At 65.5% G+C, this 19545-nt stretch carries 20 protein-coding genes and 3 pseudogenes; 16 read left to right on the plus strand and 7 right to left on the minus strand.

The annotated features are described in order from the left end of the window. The 3 genes from CCO03_RS03875 (at nucleotide 1) to CCO03_RS03885 (ending at nucleotide 2793) form a co-directional block, all read left to right on the plus strand. The gene (locus CCO03_RS03875; RefSeq protein WP_087277499.1) at nucleotides 1-1161 is read left to right on the plus strand and encodes an acetyl-CoA acetyltransferase; all 1161 of its coding nucleotides are present in this window, start codon (nucleotides 1-3) and stop codon (nucleotides 1159-1161) included. A gap of 77 nt (nucleotides 1162-1238) precedes the next feature. Continuing rightward, nucleotides 1239-1664, plus strand: coding sequence for a Zn-ribbon domain-containing OB-fold protein (locus tag CCO03_RS03880; RefSeq protein ID WP_087277502.1), 426 nt, complete (start codon nucleotides 1239-1241; stop codon nucleotides 1662-1664). Between the two features lie 130 nt (nucleotides 1665-1794). Next, nucleotides 1795-2793, plus strand: coding sequence for a Bug family tripartite tricarboxylate transporter substrate binding protein (locus CCO03_RS03885; RefSeq protein ID WP_087277505.1), 999 nt, complete (start codon nucleotides 1795-1797; stop codon nucleotides 2791-2793). A 406-nt stretch (nucleotides 2794-3199) separates the two neighbouring features. On the opposite strand, the gene CCO03_RS03890 is transcribed toward CCO03_RS03885, so the two are convergent. Both CCO03_RS03890 and CCO03_RS03895 read right to left on the minus strand, forming a co-directional pair. Continuing rightward, the gene (locus tag CCO03_RS03890; protein WP_157667485.1) at nucleotides 3200-4351 is read right to left on the minus strand and encodes an IPTL-CTERM sorting domain-containing protein; all 1152 of its coding nucleotides are present in this window, start codon (nucleotides 4349-4351) and stop codon (nucleotides 3200-3202) included. Between the two features lie 291 nt (nucleotides 4352-4642). Next, entirely contained in the window at nucleotides 4643-5092 is a 450-nt protein-coding gene (locus tag CCO03_RS03895; protein ID WP_087277511.1) for a winged helix-turn-helix transcriptional regulator, read from the minus strand. A 103-nt stretch (nucleotides 5093-5195) separates the two neighbouring features. On the opposite strand from CCO03_RS03895, the gene CCO03_RS03900 reads away from it, so the two are divergent. Next, a complete protein-coding gene (locus CCO03_RS03900) occupies nucleotides 5196-6461 on the plus strand; it encodes an MFS transporter (RefSeq protein ID WP_087284130.1) in 1266 nt (421 codons plus the stop codon). Between the two features lie 112 nt (nucleotides 6462-6573). On the opposite strand, the gene CCO03_RS03905 is transcribed toward CCO03_RS03900, so the two are convergent. From CCO03_RS03905 to CCO03_RS03915, 3 genes are all read right to left on the minus strand, one after another. Then, nucleotides 6574-7017 carry a nuclear transport factor 2 family protein gene (locus CCO03_RS03905; RefSeq protein WP_087277514.1) on the minus strand — a complete coding sequence of 148 codons (444 nt, stop codon included), beginning with the start codon at nucleotides 7015-7017 and terminating at the stop codon, nucleotides 6574-6576. A gap of 194 nt (nucleotides 7018-7211) precedes the next feature. Continuing rightward, a complete protein-coding gene (locus CCO03_RS03910; protein WP_236904106.1) occupies nucleotides 7212-8060 on the minus strand; it encodes an SDR family NAD(P)-dependent oxidoreductase in 849 nt (282 codons plus the stop codon). Between the two features lie 437 nt (nucleotides 8061-8497). Continuing rightward, nucleotides 8498-9502, minus strand: a complete 1005-nt coding sequence (locus CCO03_RS03915; protein WP_169717451.1) for a LacI family DNA-binding transcriptional regulator — start codon at nucleotides 9500-9502, stop codon at nucleotides 8498-8500. A gap of 209 nt (nucleotides 9503-9711) precedes the next feature. Between CCO03_RS03915 and CCO03_RS03920 the strand changes: the two genes are divergently transcribed. The 4 genes and pseudogenes from CCO03_RS03920 to CCO03_RS20275 all read left to right on the plus strand — a co-directional run. Next, the gene (locus CCO03_RS03920) at nucleotides 9712-10218 is read left to right on the plus strand and encodes a 2,4'-dihydroxyacetophenone dioxygenase family protein (RefSeq protein ID WP_087277523.1); all 507 of its coding nucleotides are present in this window, start codon (nucleotides 9712-9714) and stop codon (nucleotides 10216-10218) included. 116 nt (nucleotides 10219-10334) lie between these two features. Beyond that, complete coding sequence (locus tag CCO03_RS03925; protein WP_087284133.1) at nucleotides 10335-11279, plus strand: Bug family tripartite tricarboxylate transporter substrate binding protein; 945 nt, start codon at nucleotides 10335-10337, stop codon at nucleotides 11277-11279. Nucleotides 11280-11406: 127 nt separating this feature from the next. Further along, nucleotides 11407-11619, plus strand: coding sequence for a hypothetical protein (locus tag CCO03_RS03930; RefSeq protein ID WP_087277527.1), 213 nt, complete (start codon nucleotides 11407-11409; stop codon nucleotides 11617-11619). Nucleotides 11620-11682: 63 nt separating this feature from the next. Next, nucleotides 11683-11903: pseudogene (locus CCO03_RS20275) on the plus strand (sulfite exporter TauE/SafE family protein); the annotation flags it as partial. Between the two features lie 61 nt (nucleotides 11904-11964). Here the strand turns inward: CCO03_RS20275 and pdxR are convergent. Next, nucleotides 11965-13464, minus strand: a complete 1500-nt coding sequence (gene pdxR, locus CCO03_RS03940) for a MocR-like pyridoxine biosynthesis transcription factor PdxR (protein WP_087277531.1) — start codon at nucleotides 13462-13464, stop codon at nucleotides 11965-11967. Nucleotides 13465-13571: 107 nt separating this feature from the next. On the opposite strand from pdxR, the gene CCO03_RS03945 reads away from it, so the two are divergent. The 6 genes and pseudogenes from CCO03_RS03945 to CCO03_RS03970 all read left to right on the plus strand — a co-directional run bounded on the left by CCO03_RS03945 (nucleotide 13572) and on the right by CCO03_RS03970 (nucleotide 18345). Next, complete coding sequence (locus tag CCO03_RS03945; protein ID WP_087277534.1) at nucleotides 13572-14813, plus strand: benzoate/H(+) symporter BenE family transporter; 1242 nt, start codon at nucleotides 13572-13574, stop codon at nucleotides 14811-14813. Beyond that, a complete protein-coding gene (locus CCO03_RS03950; RefSeq protein WP_087277536.1) occupies nucleotides 14813-15628 on the plus strand; it encodes a YggS family pyridoxal phosphate-dependent enzyme in 816 nt (271 codons plus the stop codon). The genes CCO03_RS03945 and CCO03_RS03950 overlap by 1 nt, the downstream gene beginning before the upstream one ends. Continuing rightward, nucleotides 15625-16344 carry a glutamine amidotransferase gene (locus tag CCO03_RS03955; protein ID WP_087277539.1) on the plus strand — a complete coding sequence of 240 codons (720 nt, stop codon included), beginning with the start codon at nucleotides 15625-15627 and terminating at the stop codon, nucleotides 16342-16344. Before CCO03_RS03950 ends, CCO03_RS03955 begins: the two co-directional genes overlap by 4 nt. Further along, nucleotides 16341-16577, plus strand: a pseudogene (gene pdxK / locus CCO03_RS03960) (pyridoxine/pyridoxal/pyridoxamine kinase); the annotation flags it as partial. The gene CCO03_RS03955 and the pseudogene pdxK, both read left to right, overlap by 4 nt. A gap of 83 nt (nucleotides 16578-16660) precedes the next feature. Continuing rightward, nucleotides 16661-17923: an aspartate aminotransferase family protein gene (locus CCO03_RS03965; protein WP_087277542.1), complete on the plus strand. Its 1263-nt coding sequence runs from the start codon at nucleotides 16661-16663 to the stop codon at nucleotides 17921-17923. Next, the gene (locus tag CCO03_RS03970) at nucleotides 17920-18345 is read left to right on the plus strand and encodes a tryptophan synthase subunit alpha (RefSeq protein WP_236904024.1); all 426 of its coding nucleotides are present in this window, start codon (nucleotides 17920-17922) and stop codon (nucleotides 18343-18345) included. Before CCO03_RS03965 ends, CCO03_RS03970 begins: the two co-directional genes overlap by 4 nt. Here the strand turns inward: CCO03_RS03970 and CCO03_RS19470 are convergent. Further along, nucleotides 18266-18439 (minus strand): hypothetical protein, encoded by a 174-nt coding sequence (locus CCO03_RS19470; protein ID WP_157667486.1) that lies wholly within the window; start codon nucleotides 18437-18439, stop codon nucleotides 18266-18268. The two genes, CCO03_RS03970 and CCO03_RS19470, sit on opposite strands and share 80 nt — an antisense overlap. Nucleotides 18440-18555: 116 nt before the next feature. Here CCO03_RS19470 and CCO03_RS03975 point away from each other — a divergent pair, with 116 nt between their 5' ends. Beyond that, on the plus strand, nucleotides 18556-18807 hold the full coding sequence (locus tag CCO03_RS03975) for a helix-turn-helix domain-containing protein (RefSeq protein WP_087277547.1): 252 nt from the start codon (nucleotides 18556-18558) through the stop codon (nucleotides 18805-18807). 3 nt (nucleotides 18808-18810) lie between these two features. After that, a pseudogene (locus CCO03_RS03980) lies at nucleotides 18811-19446 on the plus strand (M16 family metallopeptidase); the annotation flags it as partial. Nucleotides 19447-19545 lie beyond the last annotated feature (99 nt).

The following is a 19545-nucleotide window of genomic DNA, read 5'->3' on the forward strand; positions in this document are numbered from 1 at the left end:
ATGAATCCATCGCTGTCCCGCTCCGTGGCCATCGTCGGCGTGGCCGAGTCCGACCTGGGCAAGGTGCCCGGCAAGTCGGCGCTCGAGCTGCAGGGCCAGGCGGCCCTGTTGGCCCTGGCCGACGCGGGGTTGAAGCTGGCCGACGTGGACGGCGTGTTCGCCCACACGGACGACCGCTTTTCCAGCCTGCAGGTGTCCGAGTTCCTGGGCTTGCGACCGCGCTTCGTCGATTCCACCAACGTGGGCGGCATGTCCAACCTGCTGCACGTGCAGCGCGCCATGGCGGCCATTGCGGCCGGCATGTGCGAGGTGGCGCTCATCACCTACGGCAGCACGCAGCTGTCGGACGGCTCGCGCAAGGGCGGCGCCGTGGCGGCCGACCTGCCGCACACGCCGCGCGGCCAGTTCATCCTGCCCTATGGCCACCTGAGCCCCATCGGCTACTACGCCATGGTGGCGCAGCTGCACATGCACCGCTACGGCACCACGCCGCACGACCTGGCCGAGGTGGCCGTGGCCGCGCGGCGCTGGGCGCAGCTCAACCCCAAGGCCTACCGGCGCGAGCCGACCAGCCTCGACGAGGTGATGGCCTCGCCGCTGGTGGCCGAGCCGCTGCGTCAGCGCGACTGCTGCCTGGTGACGGATGGCGGCGGCGCCATGGTCGTGGTCTCGGCCGAGCGCGCCAGGGACCTGCGGCAACCGCCCGTCTACGTGCTGGGCGCGGCCGAAACGCACGCGCACCACTACACGCCGTTCAACACCGGCGACTGGCTGGACACCGGCGTCGCCCCCACGGCCGAGGCGGCCTTCGCCATGGCCGGCGTCACGCGCGAGGACATCGACGTGGTGCAGATCTACGACCACTTCACCATCGGCGTCATCCAGTCGTTGGAGGAGTTGGGTTTCTGCAAGCGCGGCGAGGGCGGGGCCTTCGTGGCCGATGGCGCGCTGGCGCCGGGCGGGCGGCTGCCCGTCAACACATCGGGCGGCGGGCTGTCGTATGGCCACCCGGGCATGTTCGGCATGTTCGTGGCCATCGAGGCCGTGCGCCAACTGCGCGGCGAATGCGGCGAGCGCCAGGTGCCGGACGCCAGGCTGGCGCTGTGTCACGCGCCGGGCCTGGTCTTTTCGTGCAACACCACCCTGATCCTGGGCGTCTGACATGCGCACCCTCACCTTGCCCCGCGCCGCGCAGTCCGCTGCCCACCAGGGCGCGTCAACGTCCTTCGGAGGCCGTCATGCCTGAACCCCAACGCCCCTTGCCCCAACCCACCGACCTGACGCGGCCGTACTGGGAGGCCGCCGCCATGGGCGAGCTGCACCTCCAGCGCTGCGGCGCCTGCGGGCGCTGGCAGTTCTACCCGCGCCCGTTCTGCCTGGCGTGCGAATCGGGCGAGCTGCACTGGCAGCGCGCGAGCGGCCTGGGCAAGGTCTACACCTACACCGTCAACCACCGCGCGCCCAACCCCTTCATGAAAGCGCGCCTGCCTTACGTGGTGGCCATCGTCGAGCTGGACGAGGGCCCGCGCCTGATGGCCAACGTGCTGGGCGCGACCTCGGCCGACATGGCCATTGGCCGGCGCGTGCAGATCACGTTCGAGCCCGTGGCCGACGGCCTGGCGCTGCCGCAGTGTTCCCTGTTGGCCGACGGTGCCGCTGCATGAGCGGGGGGTGGTGCAGGCGCGAGCCTGCCCGTTCTCGCCCTGCGCGGCCACCGCCGGCCACGCCCGCCGCCGGACTGCAGCACGGGCCCGGCATGCCGTGAATGCGCATCCTCGACACCAGGAGACCGCGATGCCTGCAATTCAAAAGACCATCAGTGCAGTATCCAACAACCGCCGATCATTGTTGATCGGCACTGGCGCCATACTGGCATCCCCATGGGCCATGGCGCAAGCCGGTGGCGACGTGGGGCGGCTGTACGTGGGCTTTCCCGCGGGCGGTGCCACCGACACGGCGGCGCGGCTGATCGCGCCGGCGCTGTCGGCCGAGCTGGGCCGCACGCTGGTGGTCGAGAACGTCTCGGGCGCATCCGGCGCCCTGGCCATCAAGCCGGTTGAGCGCAGCACGCCGGACCACCCCGCCTTTTTGCTCTACCCCACCATGACCATGCTGGGCCAGGTGCTGAACGGGCAATCGCCCGAGCTGGACAAGGTCACGCCCATCTCGCTGGTCTACGAGCAGTTCACCGTGGTGGTCGTGAACCCCCAGGTGCCGGGCATGGAGAACGTGCACACGCTGAAAGACCTGCTGGCCGTGGCGCGGGCCAAGCCGGGGCTCAACTACGCCATCCTCGGCGTGGGCAGCACCGGCCACCTGACCATGGAGTGGATCGCCAGCATCGCCGGCGTGAAGATGCAGTACGTGCCCTACAAAGGTGGCGCGCCGGCCACGGCGGACCTGCTGGGCGGCCACGTCGGCATGCTGGTGGTCGACTCGACCGTGGTCGCGCCTCACGTCAAGGCCGGCAAGCTGCGCGCCATTGCCGTCAACTACCCCACGCGCATGCCGGGCTTCCCCGACATCCCCACCGTGCACGAGCAAGGCTTCAAGGAGGTCTCGGGCGTGCCCTGGGTGGTGCTGGTGGGCCCGGCCGGCATGAGCGAGGTCGACACGCGCAAGGTGTCGCAGGCCCTGGCGCGCGTGCTGGCCAAACCCGAGGTGGCGCAGGCCATGCGCGCCCAGAACGTCGAGCCGCGGAGCAGCAGCCCGGCCGATGCCGCCAAGCTCATGCGCGACGACCTCGCGAGCTGGAAGAAGATCATCCAGGACAAGGGCATCAAGGTGTCGTGAACGGGTGGGGCATCCGCCAACGACGCGCCCACGTGACGGGTGTTGGCCGGTGCGCAGAACACCCTCCACGCCAGCTGGGTTCGGTCGGCGCGGCTTGGGCACGAGGCTTGCCTGTGACCACTGCGCCGGTCCAGCTTCATCCGGTTGGGTGAGGCCTCAGGCACGCACGCATCGGGGTGACGCGGTCTTCGCAGTGGGCCGCCCGAGACATGGTCCGACCGTCATGCATCGACCACGTCATACTGAAAGCAGTATGGTCCTATTGCCGTTGAATTGAAAAACAAAGTAGGCACATACTGCATGATTTTGAGTGACTCGAATCATCGATGGACCTGCCTTGGCGGCGAGCCGCTCACCCGCCCCCAGCTGACGTGTCTTCAGCGCCCATCGGCGGGGGCGCTGCCGCTCACGCGGACCGGCGACGGCGCAGGAAACCGGCGCCCAGCAGCACGCCCAGCATGCCCAGGCTCCAGGTGCCCAGGGTGGGCACAGGGGTGGCGCTGCGGATGACAGGGGCAGCGGGGATCGTCACCGCCACCTGGGCGGTGTCGCAAATCGGGGTGCCGTCGAAATTGGCCTGGGTCAGGCAGACCTGGTAGCTGAAGGTGTCCGTGCCCGAGAAGCCCGCGGCGGGCGTGTAGGTGCAGCCGGCAGCCGTGCAACTCACGCTGCCCTGGGCCGGCGGGGTGGTCATCACCAAGCTGTCGGGGTTCACCGCCGCGCCGGTCACTTGCAACTCGCCCGGCGTGGGACTGGCCGGTGCCGCGGGCAAGGGCAGGGTGATCGGCGTGTTGAGCGGGGTGCTGACGCTTTGGTCGGCCGCCGCGATCCCGCAATCCGCATAGCTGGCTGGATCGGAGGGGTCAGACAGCGCGCTGGCCGGCATGGCGATGGGCGCGGCCGTGGCTTGCGCCGCGGCATCGGCACCATGACGCCATCCCAGACGCAGGCGAGAGCCGCCCCAGCCGTTGTTGAGGGTGGCGCGGAGCAGCACGCAGGTTCCGGCCTTGACCATGAAAGGTGCGCCCGCGGCCGAGTTTGGGTTGATGCTGGGCGGGAACCAGTCCACCAAGGCGGTGAAACGGTGGTGTTGGGTGTAGAGGCCGGCTGCGCGGTAATCCGCGGGCGCGGTGGCGGCGTTGGCAACGGCGAGTTGCAGCCGGTCGTCGAACCCGACCCAGAACTGGTAGACCCCATCGGCCGGGAATTTCACCAAGGTGTAGGCCACCAGGCCCTTGATCTGGCGTGTGCAGGCGTCGGGCGACGTGGCCATGTCCTGGCACACCAGGGGCGGCACATCGTTCTCCATGAGCGGGAAGTTCGTGCGCGTGGTGTGGTTGGCGAGATCCAGGTTGGCCGGGTTGGCGGCAAACGCCAGCAGGTTGGTCAAACCGTCGTCCTGCGCTGTGGCGCCAACACCCAGGTTGGCGTAGTTGGGGGTGATGGGCGACGCCCCGACAGGCAACGCGACCGAGCCGCGGTAACGGTCGATCTGCACAGGCTGGGCCAGGGCACCGGCTGTGGCCATCAGGCTGGCAAAGCCCAACAATCCGGCCATTGAACCCGTTGGCCACGAGGCTCTGAAAAAACGCATGGATGTCATAGCACGCTCCTCCGGTCGAATCCGCGCTTATAGCAGGGCGTGATGGCAGCGCTGGGCGTGGGCAGTGACAAAGTGGACGGATGGCCGAGAACCGTCATTCATGCGGGCGAGGGACGGTGCATGCCCGGCGCCCCGTCGCAGGTGGCGCTGGACGCCTGCGGAGGCGCCCGGTAGCCGGCCTCGAAATCCCCCGTTTCGAGGGGCTCACCCGCAGCCGCCGATGCAGATCGGGTGCTGCGGGTTGGCTCATTCGCCGACTTTGCGCACCCAGGTTGCACCGGGTGACAGCGGCCGGCCGTCGCGTGTGACAGGGCGCATCCGTGCCACCGGTTTGCCCGTGGCTTTTTCGATGAGGCTGGAGTGTTGCTCGTGGGCGTCGAACAGGTGTCGCTCGCCCCACTGGCGCAGCGCCACCATGACGGGAAACAGGCCTTCGCCCTCTGGCGTCAGCACGTATTCCTGGTAGGCCGTGCCATCGGAGGCGTCCTGTGTCGCCAGGATGCCTGCATCGACCAGCTTGCGCAGCCGATCGGAGAGGATGTTGCGGGCCATGCCCAGGTTGCGCTGGAAATCCCCGAAGCGGCGCACGCCGTCGAAGGCATCGCGCACGATGAGCAGCGACCAGCGATCCCCGATCAGGTCGAGGCTGCGCGCAACGGGGCAAGGTTGGTCGATCCAGGGGTCAAGGGTTGGCATGCGGCGTCCTGAGGGAACGAAGGAGTGGTAGTTGCATTTTAAAACTGCATGATCTAGCATTCAATTGGTTTTGCTTTAAAACCAGATTGCATGAATGCGGATCATGAAGCCTTCTCTCGTCATGCCCCCAACGCAGCCCCACAGCGAGGCCTCCCTGCCTCGCAGCCAGCTTGGGTTGCTGGCCGTCGCCAGCGGCTTGAGCGTGGCGAACGTCTACTACGCCCAGCCCTTGCTCGATGCACTGGCGCTGGACTTTGGCATCAGCCAGGCGATGGTCGGCGGCGTCGTCACGGCCACGCAGCTGGGTTGTGCGTTGGCCTTGTTGTTGCTGGTGCCCTTGGGCGACCGGATGGACCGTCGCCGCCTGCTGACGGTGCAGGTGCTGGCGCTGGTGGCCGCGCTGATGTCTGTGGGCCTGGCCCGGTCCGCGCCCATGCTGTTGGTCGGCATGCTCGGGGTCGGCCTGCTGGGCACGGCGATGACTCAGGGCCTCATCGCCTACGCGGCCAGCGCTGCTGCGCCCCATGAACAGGGCCGCGTGGTGGGCGCCGCGCAAGGCGGGGTATTCATCGGCCTGCTGCTGGCGCGGGTGTTTGCCGGTGGCGTCAGCGACCTGGCGGGCTGGCGCGGTGTGTATGTCTGCGCCGCGGTCTTGATGCTGGCCCTGGCGTTGCCGCTTTGGCGGCGTCTGCCGGCCTTGCCCCTGGCATCTCAGACCATGCCTTATCGGCGCCTGATCGCTTCCATGCTGACGCTGTTGCGGCAGGACCGGGTGCTGCAGGTGCGTGGCATGCTGGCCCTGCTGATGTTTGCGGCGTTCAACATCTTCTGGAGCGCGCTGGTGTTGCCGCTGAGTGCGGCGCCCTACCACTTCTCGCACACCGCGATCGGCGCCTTTGGCCTGGTGGGCGTGGTGGGGGCCTTGGCCGCGGCGCGTGCCGGACACTGGGCAGACCGGGGCCACGCGCAACGTACCACGGCAGGCGCCCTGGTGGTGTTGTTGCTGGCCTGGTGGCCGCTGTCGCAGATGGCCTGGTCGCTGTGGGCCCTGGTGATCGGCATCGTGCTGCTCGACCTGGGCGGCCAGGCGCTGCACGTCACCAACCAAAGCCTGATTTTTCGCACCCGGCCGGAGGCGCACAGCCGCCTGGTCGGCCTGTACATGCTGTTCTATGCCGTGGGCAGCGGGTTGGGTGCCATCGGCACCACCCTGATGCACGCCAAGGCCGGCTGGCCAGGCGTCTGCGCGCTGGGCGCGGCCGTCAGCCTCATGGCCCTGCTGTTCTGGTGGGTGACGCGACGGGTCATGCCGACGACGGCACCGCGTGATGCGGTTCAGGGCAGCCTCCAGCCTCAACCTCAGGCGTGAATCGGCTGGCGTGCCGGCAGCGCTTGTCTCAGCCCGAGGCTGTGGTTTCGGCAGCCACAGTTGATCCTCGTGTTCCGGTCGGCCTGGTGGCTGCCAGGCGGGCAGCGACGGCTTACACCAGGCCGAGCTGTTTGAGCTTCATGTCAGGCGAGGTGTAGGGGCGCTCGCAGATGATCTTGGCGCTGTGCGGCTCGAATTCGAACGAGGCAGCCATGCGCACCTTGAAGCTTTTGCCGGTCGGCGGATGGATCTTGTCGCGGACTTTGAGCTCGCCCAGGTGGGTGCCGAGCAGCCAGAACTCGACCAGCACGGTGTGGTTGGTGTCGTCGACCGCGATGGAGATGATTTCGTTGCTCTGATCTGGGAAGGCGCTTCGCGAGGCGTCGAAGTAGCCACGCACTGCGGCTTCACCATCGTAGACGGCACCGTTGCCATGCATTTCGTAGCGGGGGTGGGCGAACGTGGCGATCACGCCATCCCAGTCCAGTTCGCACTCGAGGGCCATGTGGTCGCGCACGGTTTTCAGGCGGGCTTGGTGCAGGTCTTGTGCAGTCATCGTGTTTCCTGTGGGTTGGGGTTAAGCAGGGCAGCTTGCGGCGCTCAGTTCATGGAGGCGCCGCCATTGATGTTGAGGACGCGCTGAGGTCGCTGGTCAGGAAGAGGCCTCCGGCAATGTCGTGCGGTCGGCCAGCGCACTGCAGGGGACAGTCCTTGGTCAGCGCGTCCTTCATGGTCAGGCGCGGCGGTGCTTCACAGCGCGGCGCCGCCGTCCACCACCAACAGGCTTCCCGTGATGTAGCTCGACTCCTCCGAGGCGAGGAACAACGCGGCATTGGCGATGTCTTGGGCAGACCCCTGACGGCCCATGGGGCAGCGGGAGTCGCGAAAGGCGTGGCCTTCTTCGGCTTCGGCGGCCGATGCGTACAGCGCATCGGCGTGGGGCGTGCGGATCATGCCCGGCACGATGGCGTTGCAACGGACCTGATGGGGCGCGTACTGCCGAGCGATGACCCGGGTCATGTGATTGAGTGCAGCCTTGGAGCTGCTGTACGACAGGAACTGCATTGGGCTCCACTTGAGGCTGGCGATGGAGGATACGTTGATGATCGAGCCGCTGCGCCGACTCATCATGTGCGGCATGACGGCCCGGGACGTGGCCATGGCGCCACGCAGGTTCACCGCCATCACAGTGTCCCAATCGTCGTCGTCGACCTCCAGCAGGTCGCCTTTGATCTCGATGCCCACGTTGTTGTGCAGGATGTCGATGACGCCATGTGCCGCGATGGCTGCCGCGACGCCTGTGTCGACTTGCTTGGCGTCACGCACATCCATCTCCACCGCTTCGGCCCGACCGCCCTGGGCCTGGATCCAGGCTACCGCGTCCTGGGCGGCTTTCAGTGAACGGTCGGCGCAGACCACGAATGCGCCCTCTTGCGCAAACCGAAGGGCGCAAGCCGTGCCGTTGCCGATGTGGTCCTGCGTGGTGAAGGCGGTTCTGTGGGTGCCTGCACCCACAACGAGGGCGACCTTGCCGTTCAGTCTCATGGTGGTTGGTGATTGGATGAAGAAACGTTTCCGCAATTGTGGTCGAAAATGCATCACCCTGGGTCAGGGGTTACCCTTGAATGGGCATACGGCCGTGATGCGGGGTGCACGCCTTCATGGTGCTGCCGGGGTCCTCGGCGTGTGTGTGCGCAGGCCGTGATGTCTGCCGTTTGACCACGACAGCATCGTCCCTTGAGCGGGTTGGTCATGTGGCGTGCCGACCATCCGCAGACGGCGTTGTCGCGTGGCATCCCGGTCTGCGAAACGGGTGTGCTGGTCACATGCCAGGCCGTGCCGTCATGTCGGCATCGGGTCAAGGCCAGGTGGTTCTGAGCCGTGGCGACGGCAGAGGGCCGGGCAGTGCGGGTGCTGTCCGCCCATTGCTGGGCATGATGAGAGTATGCGTGTCTATCCGATGAAAATTCATCGGAAACTTGAGCATACTGCGGTCAATTGATCGACTGGCGTCGATGCAGGCCGACCTGAGGGCGTCAGTCCCGCAGGCGCTGGCAGGATTCGCGCTCGATCAGCCGCATCGGCACCACCAGGGTCTCCACGCCCGGGGCCTTCTTCTGCATGCGGTCGAACAGCAGCGTGGAGATGGCCTGGGACACAGCGCTGACATCCCAGGCCAGTGACGTGATGGCGGGGCTGTGCAGCTCGGCGAAATCGGAGTCGCCGATGGACAGCACATTCACGTCCCTCGGGATCTGCAGGCGGGCGTTGCGGATGGCGGCCACCACCCCAGCCAGGATGCGCGTGCCCAGGCACAAGAAGGCGGTGGGCCTGTCGTCCAGGAGCAGCAGGCGTTCCGCCTGCGCCGGCGCAAAGTTCATGGACGAATCGGCAAACACGATGAGCTGGGGGTCGTAGGGCAGACCTGCGGCCCGCAGGCTGTCGGCATAGGCCTGCACCCGGTCCTGAATGGGCTGGATCTGGCTGCCGGGTGTCAGCAGCGCGATGCGCCGATGGCCCAGGCCAAGCAGGTGCTGCATGGCCAGCGTGGTGCCCAGGTAGTGGTCGACCTTCACGGAGCTGAGGTCGCCACGGCCATCGCGGTCGAACAAGATCGTGGGTGTGCCGGTCACCTCGTGCGCCACGTGGGCGATGGCGTCCGTCTGACAAGGGCCCAGGATGAGGCCATCCACCTTGCGGCTCATGAGGAAGCGGATCAGCTTGACCTCGGTGGCGATGTCGTTGTTGGAGCTGGCCACGAACGAGGCATAGCCCAGGTCGGCGAGCTGGCGCTCGAGCAACTTCACAAGGCGGCCATAGAACGGGTTGGAGATGTCGCTGACGATCACACCGACTGCATGGCTCTGCTTGGACCGCATGGTGCGGGCAATGGCATTCGGCTGGTAGCCCAGACGGTCGGCCACGGCCTGGACTTTGTCGATGGTCTCCTCGCTCACCCGACCGGCCTTGTTCAGCGCGCGCGACGCGGTGCTGATGGACACGCCCGCAAGCCGGGCCACATCGTGAATGCTGACTGCCATGTCTGGGATCTTCCTTTGGGACGGGCACTGTAACAAACGACCGCAGGCGCAACGCGCGCGTCGAAACAATCGCATCGGCGGCGCGCGACTGGCCTGAATCCGCCACCGTGTCGCAGCCTCGGGTTAACCCGTTGTGGCATCCCAGGTGATCCTTGGTACATTGCGCAAACGTTTCTGCAAACGCATCTGACACGATTGAAAAGAAGTCCATGACCCAGCTCACCATCACCGAACAGGACGAGCTCCTGAGCGTCAACATCCACGACATGCCGACCGTGCCGGGCGGCGCGCCAGGGGCGCAAATCATTCCCCTGTTTCTGGACCGAGAGAACGGTACCTGGGTGCTGTATGGCCGGTTTGCACCGGGCACCCGGCTGCCCAAGCACTTCCACACCGGCACGGTGCACTTCTTCACCACGAAGGGGCGCTGGAACTACGTCGAGTACCCGCAGAACCCGCAGACCGCCGGCAGCTATCTGTATGAGCCTGCGGGCTCCATCCACACCTTTGCCGTGCCCGACGATGCGACCGAGGCCGCCGAGGGTTTCATGGTGGTGCACGGTGCCAACATCAATTTCGAAGGCGACCAGTTCCTCAACATCCGCGACGCCGGGGCCATCGAAGACGGCGTCTTGGCTTACCTGCGCAGCAACCAGCTGCCCATTCCGCCCTACATCTCGCCCCGGCGCGCGGACTTCAAGTCTCGCCAGGACTGACCCCACCCCGCCTGTCGATCGTCAGGCAGCTGGCCTGAGGGCTGCCACCCCATGCCCTGCCGGCTGTCGGGGCGGCCATGGCGCTGCCCAAAACGCCGCATTTCAAGGAGACCCACATGAAGATTTGGATGAGCGCAAGCCTGCTTGCCCTTGCGTCGTGGCCTGCGTTGGCGCAGGACTACCCCAGCCGCCCGGTGCGGCTGATCGCCCCCTACGCCGCTGGCAACGGGGCAGACGTCATCGCGCGCCTGCTGGCCGACGGCCTGGGCAAACAGCTCAAGCAGACCGTGTACGTCGAGAACCGCAGTGGTGCGTCGGGTGCCATCGGCACCCAGGTGCTGGCTGCGGCTGCTCCCGATGGCTATTCCATCAGCCTGGGGGGCATGACCACCCACACGCTGGCGCCCATCGTGCTGCCCAAGCTGGCCTACGACCCGGTCAAGGATTTCTCGGTCATTGGTCGAGTGGGGGTGTCGTCCATCGTGCTTGTGGCCCACAACAGCTTTCCGGCCAACAACATCAAGGAGCTGAAAGCCCTGACGAAAAGCCGGCCCGATTTGCAGTACGGCAGCTGGGGCCAGGGCTCGACCGGCCACTTTTGTGGCGAGGTGCTCAACCAGAAAGCGGGCATGAAGATGACGCACATGTCGTTTGGCGCGCAGATCCTGCAAAGCCTGCTGGGCGGTCACGTAGAGGTGGGCTTCATCGACCTGGCCTCGGCGGTGCCCCTGGTCAAGACCGGCAAGCTCAAGGCGCTGGCCATGTGCACCCGAACGTCGCCCAGCCTGCCTGGCGTGGCCAGCTACGCCGAGCAGGGCATTGCCTTTGATCAGGATCTGTCCTGGGCCATGTACGCACCGGCCAAGACACCCAAGCCCGTGATGGACAAGCTGGCGGAGGCACTCAAGGTCACCCTGGCCGACCCGGCCGTTGTGGAGCGCCTGAAGGCACTGGGAACGCAGGCCGAGTTCCTGCCGGGCAGTCAACAGGCCGAAATCACCCGCAAAGACATCGCGGTGTGGAGAAAGATCGGTGAAGAAGCGAAGGTGAAGTTCGAGTGAGGCGGCATGGACCTCTGCAGACAGAGGTCCAGCCACATCTCGGACAGGTTGCAAAGGCCACTCGGCCAGCAACTGAGGACGCACCTGCCATCCCAACGAAGAGGCGCATGCCATTGCGGCTGATCTGGTGCAGCGCATCAACGCGTGGTGGACGCGCAAGCTGCGCGAGCAAGAGCAGCTCGAGAACTTCCTGGTACCCATGGCCTCCCTGTACTGTGAGGACGATGATCTGGCACAGGTCATCGTCAAAGCCAGCCAGCTGTCTCCGGTCGATCGAGTCGCGCTACACCGATTCCTGGACGAGCGTGTCTATGGGGCAGGTGATCGGGACCCAGCCTGACTCGAGCCTGCCCTGGTTGCCATCGGAGCAAGAGGTTGTGCGGGCGCCGACCAATACCCATCATCTCTGACGATGGGTACATATCTCGCCATCGGCATCGTGACGCGCCACATGCTGCCGCAGGTCACCATCGTGGCGCCCGCCATGCTGGTGGCACTCGGATGCATATCGGCATCAGCGAAGCGCTGTTTCGGCAGATCGTGCTGGGCTTGCTCACGGTCTCTGGCGTGGCTGCTGATGTCTTCTGTGTCGCAGTTATTGCACGCGTGAGCGCGATACCTTGAGCCCGTTTTCAGCTGGACTCGGGATTGACGAGAAGTGTTTCTTTGAGATGGAGTGCCGACATCAACGGCACAGCGCACGCAGCACGTTTGCCAGTTTTTTGACAGCAACATTCAACTCGTGCGGGGCGTGAGCGGCGAATCCCATGAGGAAGCCTGCCCTGTGTTTGCTCGACGCATGCAGCGTCGTCAGCCCTAGTAAGTCTATGCCGGCCCGGTGCGCGGATTCCACGGCCTCGCGTTCGGGGATGTCGCGGATGAAAACACAGGGCATTTGCATGCCCCCGGCCGGCACCCGAGGTTCCACGAATTCGGCTAGATGCTGGCGAACCAGTCGTGCCAACACGTCGCGCCGTTCAGCATAGACGGCACGCATGGTGCGCACATGAGCGCCAAAGTGGCCGCCTTCGATGAAACGCGCCAACGTGAGTTGTGGAATCGGTGCGCTGTGCCCATCCAGCAAGGTGCGGGCCACTGTCATGGGCGCCACCAGTTGCGACGGCAGCACCATGTAGCCGATACGCAGGCCAGGAAACAGAGATTTGGTGAAGGTGCCGATGTAGATCGTCCGTTCATTCGGATCGAGCCCCTGCACACACGCAGTGGGCTTGCCCGCGTAGTGGAACTCGCTGTCGTAGTCGTCCTCGATGATCCAGCCCTGGCGCTGTCTGGCCCATTCGATGACAGCCAGACGCCGATCCAGCGACAGCGTCGCTCCCGTGGGAAACTGGTGCGATGGCGTCAGGAACACCGCCCTGGCCGCCTCGCCTGGCGCCTTGCTTGCCGCAATCAAATACTCCGCCCGCAGGCCATCTGCATCCAATGGCACGGGCACGCACTCCAGCCCGGCAGCGTCGAACGCCTTACGGGCGCCGTGATAAACAGGGTCTTCGATGAAGATGCGCTCGCCTGCATCGAGCAGCACAGTGGCGCACAGGGTCAAGGCTTGCTGGGAACTGGTCAGCACCAACACACGCTCGGGTGTGGCGCGTGCCCCCCGTTCGAGATTGACGTAATCGGCGATGGCCCGGCGCAACGGCTCCATGCCCTGCGGCGGGCTGTGTAGTAACGCCAGCGTGCCGTATTCCCTCAGCACCTGCCGTTCCAATCGCTCCCAAGTTTGCAGCGGAAAACTCCGTGTCTCAGGCACACCAGGTGCGAACGGGCGTGGCGTCAGAAAGTCACGCACGCCGCCACTTTGGAACATGGCGCCGCCGCGCTGGCTAAGGCGCAGTGTTGCCTTGCCTTCCACGCTGGTTCGCCGAGGCTTGCCGCGTCCCGGCAGACGCTGGGCCCGTTCCGACACAAAGCTGCCGCTGCCCACACGCCGTTCGATGAAACCTTCCGCATGCAACTGGCTGTAGGCCGACTCGACCGTATCGCGGGAAACCCCCAGCGACTTCGCCAAGGCACGTGACGCGGGCAATGGTCTGCCCACGTCCAGCGTGCCATCGAGGATCAATTGGCGAATGGCCCGCTGCACTCGCGCGTGCAACGGCAAGGCGCCATGCGCCGGGTCGCCGACCCAGGCTTTGACGGATTCAAGTTGCGCGTGCTTGAACAATTGGCCGGTATCTCTATCAAAAATTGGCTGGGAATAACCTGCCATTCTAAAGCTACAAATGCATCTTGCAACGTGTTCACCCCCGTATCAGGAGTTGCTGTTAGGCCATGCCATCTATCCCTTCACATTCATCCGTTCGCTGGAACGATCTCACTCATCCTGTTGTGGCCGGCCTGATCTCGGTCATCGTTAACTACGGCGGCACATTCATTCTGGTGTTCCAGGCCGCCAAGGTCGCGGGCCTGAGTCCGGAATTGACGGCCTCCTGGGTGTGGTCGATTTCCATCGGCGTGGGCGTGACGGGGATCATCCTGAGTTGGATGTCCCGCGAGCCGATCATCACTGCGTGGTCCACGCCAGCGGCTGCGTTTCTGGTCACCGCGCTGGCAACCACGTCGTATGCCGAAGCCGTAGGGGCCTATCTGATCTCGGCAGCCGCTTTTGTGGTGCTGGGGCTCTCGGGTTGGTTCGAGCGCGTCATTCGCCTGATCCCTCCGGGCGTTGCCGCCGGGTTGTTGGCCGGCATCCTGCTGCAGTTTGGCATCAGGGCTTTTGGCGGCATGAGCATCGACCCACCGCTGGCCGGATTGCTGATCCTTGCCTACGTGGTGTTCAAACGGTTCTCCGCACGCTATGCGGTGGTGGCAATCCTGATGCTGGGGCTGGCCTTCCTCCTGACTCAAGATCGAGTCGATCTTTCAGGCTTGCAACTGAAGCTGGCCGCGCCAGTTTTCACCATGCCTGCCTTTTCGCTCAACGCCTTGTTGAGCGTGGCGCTGCCGCTGTTCCTGATCACCCTGACCGGCCAGTACATGCCCGGCATGCTGGTACTGCGCAATGACGGGTTCAAGACCAGTGCCAACCCCATCGTGACCATCACAGCGCTGGGCTCGTTGTTGATGGCACCGTTTGGTTCGCACGCCTTCAACATCGCCGCCATCACGGCGGCCATCGCCACGGGCCGGGAGGCTCACGAAGACCCGTCCAAGCGCTGGATCGCGGGCATCGCTGCAGGCGTGTGCTACCTCCTCGTGGGCGTGTTCGGCGTGACACTGGCCGCCGTCTTCATGGCCTTCCCGGCGACCTTCATCACCACGCTGGCGGGCCTGGCGCTGCTGGGCACCATCGGCGGCAGCCTGGCCACCGCCTTGGCCGACGCGAAAACGCGCGAGGCGTCGCTGATCACCTTCTTGGCGGCCGCCGCCAACATCAGTCTGTTGGGAATCGGTGGTGCGTTCTGGGGACTGGTGATCGGGCTGATCGCCTATGCGGTGCTCAATGGCCGGTTACCGAAAAAGGCATCCACACCCGCCATAGCCCCCACGCTGATCAACAAGGGAGCGAACTGATGCCGGCGCCATTCGATACACAGACCGGCTACGACCAGCATGGCCGATATCCTGAGGCCACCACGGTCGAGGACTTCCGGCGCAACCTGGCGGCGGTGCAGGCGCGCATTACCGCCGCCTGCCGCCGGGTGGGACGTGATACCGCGACGGTGCGCCTGCTGCCGGTCAGCAAGACCAAGCCCGAGGTCAGCTTGCGCCTAGCGCACGCAGCAGGCTGCAGGATGCTGGGCGAGAACAAGCCGCAGGAAGCCCACCGGAAATGGGAGGCCATGCAGGATCTGGCTGGCCTGCAATGGTCGGTCATCGGCCACTTGCAAACCAACAAGGCCAAGCTGGTAGCGCGCTTTGCCCACGAATTCCAGGCGCTGGACAGCCTGCGCGTGGCCGAGGCGCTAGATCGTCGCCTGCAAGCCGAAGGACGGTCGCTGGAGGTGTTCGTGCAGGTCAATACCTCGGGCGAAGCCAGCAAGTACGGACTCGCCCCTGAGGACGCGCCGACCTTCATCCAGGCGTTGCCGGCGTTTTCGGCGCTGCGCGTGCGTGGGCTGATGACGCTAGCGCTGTTTTCCAGCGAGGCTGAACGAGTGCGCCAGTGCTTCGTGTTGCTGCGCACCTTGCGCGACCGGTTGCGCCAGAGCGCACCCACAGGCATCGGGCTGGATGAGCTGTCCATGGGCATGTCCGGTGACTTCGAGATTGCCATCGAGGAAGGCGCCACCGTGGTGCGCGTCGGCCAGGCCATCTTTGGCGCACGCGCCACGCCAGACAGCCACTACTGGCCCGGCGAACTCAGCACGGAGGAGCCGACCTCATGAAAACCGCCATTGCCGTCCGCCATCTGTACTTTGAAGACCTTGGCACGCTGGGGCCGCTGCTGGAGGCGCGCGGGTATGCCGTGCGTTACCTGGATGCCGCGACCGAAGACTGGCGCACCGTCGATGCGGCGGCGGCCGATCTGCTGGTGGTGCTGGGCGGTCCGATAGGCGCCTTCGACGATGCGCTCTATCCCTTTCTCGCCGATGAACTGGCCGTGATTTCCGAGCGGCTGCAATACCAGCGCCCGCTGCTGGGCATTTGCCTGGGAGCGCAACTGATCGCCCGTGCACTCGGCGCGGGTGTCAGGGGCATGGGGGTTAAGGAAATCGGCTTCGCGCCGCTGAAGTTGGCTCTGGCAGGCGAGGCGTCACCCATGGCGACGCTGGGCGAGGTGCCGGTGCTGCACTGGCATGGTGACCACTTCGAGATTCCCACCGGGGCCACGCGGCTGGCGGGCACGCCCGTCTGCGACAACCAAGCGTTCGGCGTAGGGCGCAATGTGCTGGCGCTGCAGTGCCACCTGGAGGCGGATCCACGCCACATCGAGCGCTGGCTGGTCGGCCATGCCTGCGAACTGGCACAGGCCGGCATCGACCCACGCACATTGCGCGCCGAAGCACAAGCCCTGCAATCCGATTTGCCGCGGGCGGCACAAGGAGTGTTTGCTTCCTGGCTGGATGGGATCGAGGCAGCTCCACCAAGAGGTGAGGGATGAACGAAGCTCCTTTCCCTACGACATCGCGACCGCTGTCGCTGGACGTGGTTTCAGTGCAATCGCAAGTGGTCTACGGCCGCGTAGGCAACAACGTCGCGGTCCCCGCGTTGGAAGCGCTGGGATTGTCGGTGGCTGCGGTTCCAACCGTGGTGTTCAGCAACACACCGCATTACCCGACGGTGCATGGCGGTGCACTGCCCATCGAATGGCTCGAAGGATATCTGCAGGATTTGCTGCTGCCGATGGCGGACAGCCGCGATAACCCAATAACGACGGCACGTGAGTGCGTCAGCTAATTCACTTACAGGACTTCCCCATGCAAGCCACAACTTCTCATTTGATGCGGGCCTATGCTCGTCAGCCAGTGTCCTTCGTGCGTGGGAGCGGCGCGCGGCTTTGGGACGAACACGGAACGGAGTATCTGGATGCCATCGCCGGCGTCGCGGTCACCAGCCTGGGGCACGCCCACCCGGAGATTGCCGCCGTCATCGCCGAACAGGCGGGGTTGCTGCTGCACACCTCCAACGTCTTTCGCATCGACTGGCAGGAACGGCTGGGCGAGCGCCTGTGCGCGCTGGCGGGCATGCAGAAGGCCTTTTTCTGCAACTCGGGAGCCGAGGCCAACGAAACCGCTCTCAAACTGGCCAGGCTGCATGGCCATCGCAAGCAAGTCGCGGAACCCATGATCCTGGTGATGGAAAATGGCTTTCACGGCCGCACCATCGCCACACTCTCTGCCACGGGCAACGCTGCGAAACAGAGCGGTTTCGAGCCGTTGCTGCCGGGCTTCCTGCGCCTGCCCTACAACGATATCGACGCGGTTTGCCAGGCCGCCAAGCAGTCGCCTGACATCGTGGCGGTGCTGGTTGAGCCGGTTCAGGGAGAAGGTGGCATTCGGGTTGCCGGCACCGACTACATGCGCGAACTGCGCGCGCTGTGCGACAAGCATGACTGGCTACTCATGCTCGACGAAATCCAGGCCGGCATGGGCCGCACTGGTGCCTGGTTCGGACATCAGCACGCAGACATCGAGCCGGACGTGATGACATTGGCAAAGGCGCTAGGCAATGGCTTTCCCATCGGCGCCTGCCTGGCGCGCGGTCCAGCTGCCGACTTGTTCTCCCCCGGTCAGCACGGCTCGACCTTCGGAGGCAATCCGATGGCCTGCCGCGTGGGCTGCACAGTGCTCGACATCATGGCGAGGGACGGCATGCCGCAGCGGGCCACCGCTCTGGGGGCCCGCCTGCTCGCAGGCCTGCACAAGGCGTTGGGCGCGCATCCGAATGTCCTTGCCATTCGGGGCCAGGGCCTGATGGCAGGCATCGAAATGGACAGGAACTGCAAGGAGCTGGTCGGGCGGGCATTGGAGGAGCAGCGTCTGCTCATCTCGGTGACGCGAGACACCACCATCCGATTGCTGCCGCCGCTCATCTGCAATGAGGCACAGATCGACGACATCGTGGCGCGTGTCGCGCGTTTGTTGTCCTCCGCCACTGCGCTCAGTTATGTGGAGTCTGATCCGCAATGCAGTCCAGATGAATCTGAGGCCTGCTATGCATCGCCTTCCCCTCACCTTTGAGCCTGGGCGAGCAAGGACGCCAGGCGCTGATCGTTCATGTTGTTAGGAGGACACCGTCACGCGAACATCACGCCTGCGCTACCCACGTGCTGGTGGAGGTCAGGGCCGATGTACTTGAATTGGGCGTACCGTTCTCCGACCCGTCGGTGGATGAGCTGGTTCTCCAAGTCGCTGGGGCCGGACGGCGCGTGCGGATGGTGGCCGAGCATGCCAGGAGTTTTCTCTGCTGCCTATGTGTCGAGCTGGAGGTGGGGAGCAGCCGTCACCTGGATGAAATAGCGCCCTGTGCCATGACCGTGATGGTCACACATTCGATCGACAGCGTACCGAGCCTGGTGCTGCTCAGCGCCGGTTGGCCTTCTCTACCTTGGGGGCGTAGTTCATGCGGTCGAACGGATTGCCGCCTTGCCAGTGGGTCTTGAACCCTGCGCCGGATGCGGGCGACGCGGGCAGCGACACGGCCTTCTCTTGAACGGTGGGCTTGCGTGCAGCGGCGGTTGCTTTGGTCTTGCTCATCGAGCATCGTTGATTTGAGAGGGGCGGGATTATCGGTGCTGCGGTCATCGGGATTGAGGCCGCGCTACCCGCGCCTTCGCCACGCAGCTCGAAGCGGGACAGCGACAATCCCCCACATGACCCAAGGCAAGCGCATTTCCACAGACATCGGCGAGGACGCCTTGCACAGCATCCGTGCCCTAGGTGCAGCCGCCAAGGCGGCACGTCTGGCTGCCGGCGAGGGCCAGGCCGCCGCGGCCGCACGCCTGGGCGTGCATGTGCAGACCATTGGCCGCATTGAGGCAGGCGAGCCCGGCGTCTCCGTCGGCCACCTGGTCGGCCTGCTGGCGCTCTACGGCGTCGGTGTCCAGCCGCAGCAAGCCAGCTGAGCCATGGTGCAGCCTCCTGACAACCGCGGTGCTGCGGTCCTGCGTCAACTTGCCAACGGTGTGCGCCTGCTGGCCGTGCCCATGCCGCAGGTGCAAAGCGTCAGCGTGGGCGTCTTCCTGCGGGTCGGCTCGCGCGACGAGACGCCGGCCACCAACGGCATCAGCCACGTGCTGGAGCACATGGCGTTCAAGGGCACGGCCACGCGCACCGTGCAGGCGATCAACCTGGACGCCGAGCGGCTGGGGGCCGATGTCAACGCCTTCACCGGCAAAGACAGCACGGCCTACTTCATGACCGGCCTGGGCCGGCATGCCGACCAGCTGCTGCGCATGACGGCCGACATCGTGCTCAACAGCACCTTCCCGGAGAGTGAGCTGCAGCGCGAGCTGGAAGTGATCCGGCAAGAAGCCATCGAGTACGACGAAGACCCGCAGGACAGCGCCGACGACCTGCTGGACCGCGCCATCTGGGGCGAGGCTTCCATGGGCATGCCCGTGATCGGCACCCTCGCCAACATCGAGGGCTTCACGCGCAGTGACCTGGTGCGCCATGTGCAGACGCATTACGTGGCGGGGAAGACGGTGGTCGCGGCAGCCGGCAACTTCGACGTCGAGGCCTGGATGGCGCTTGCCGCGGAGCCGTGTTGCTCGATCCTTGATGGCCACGCTTACCGAACAGGCCCGCAGTTGTGTAGAGATCGCGGGAGGACAGATCAACCTGACAGGGCTGTCCAACGC

Origin of the sequence: Comamonas serinivorans (assembly GCF_002158865.1) — a bacterium.
Taxonomy (GTDB): Bacteria; Pseudomonadota; Gammaproteobacteria; order Burkholderiales; family Burkholderiaceae_C; genus Comamonas_E; species Comamonas_E serinivorans.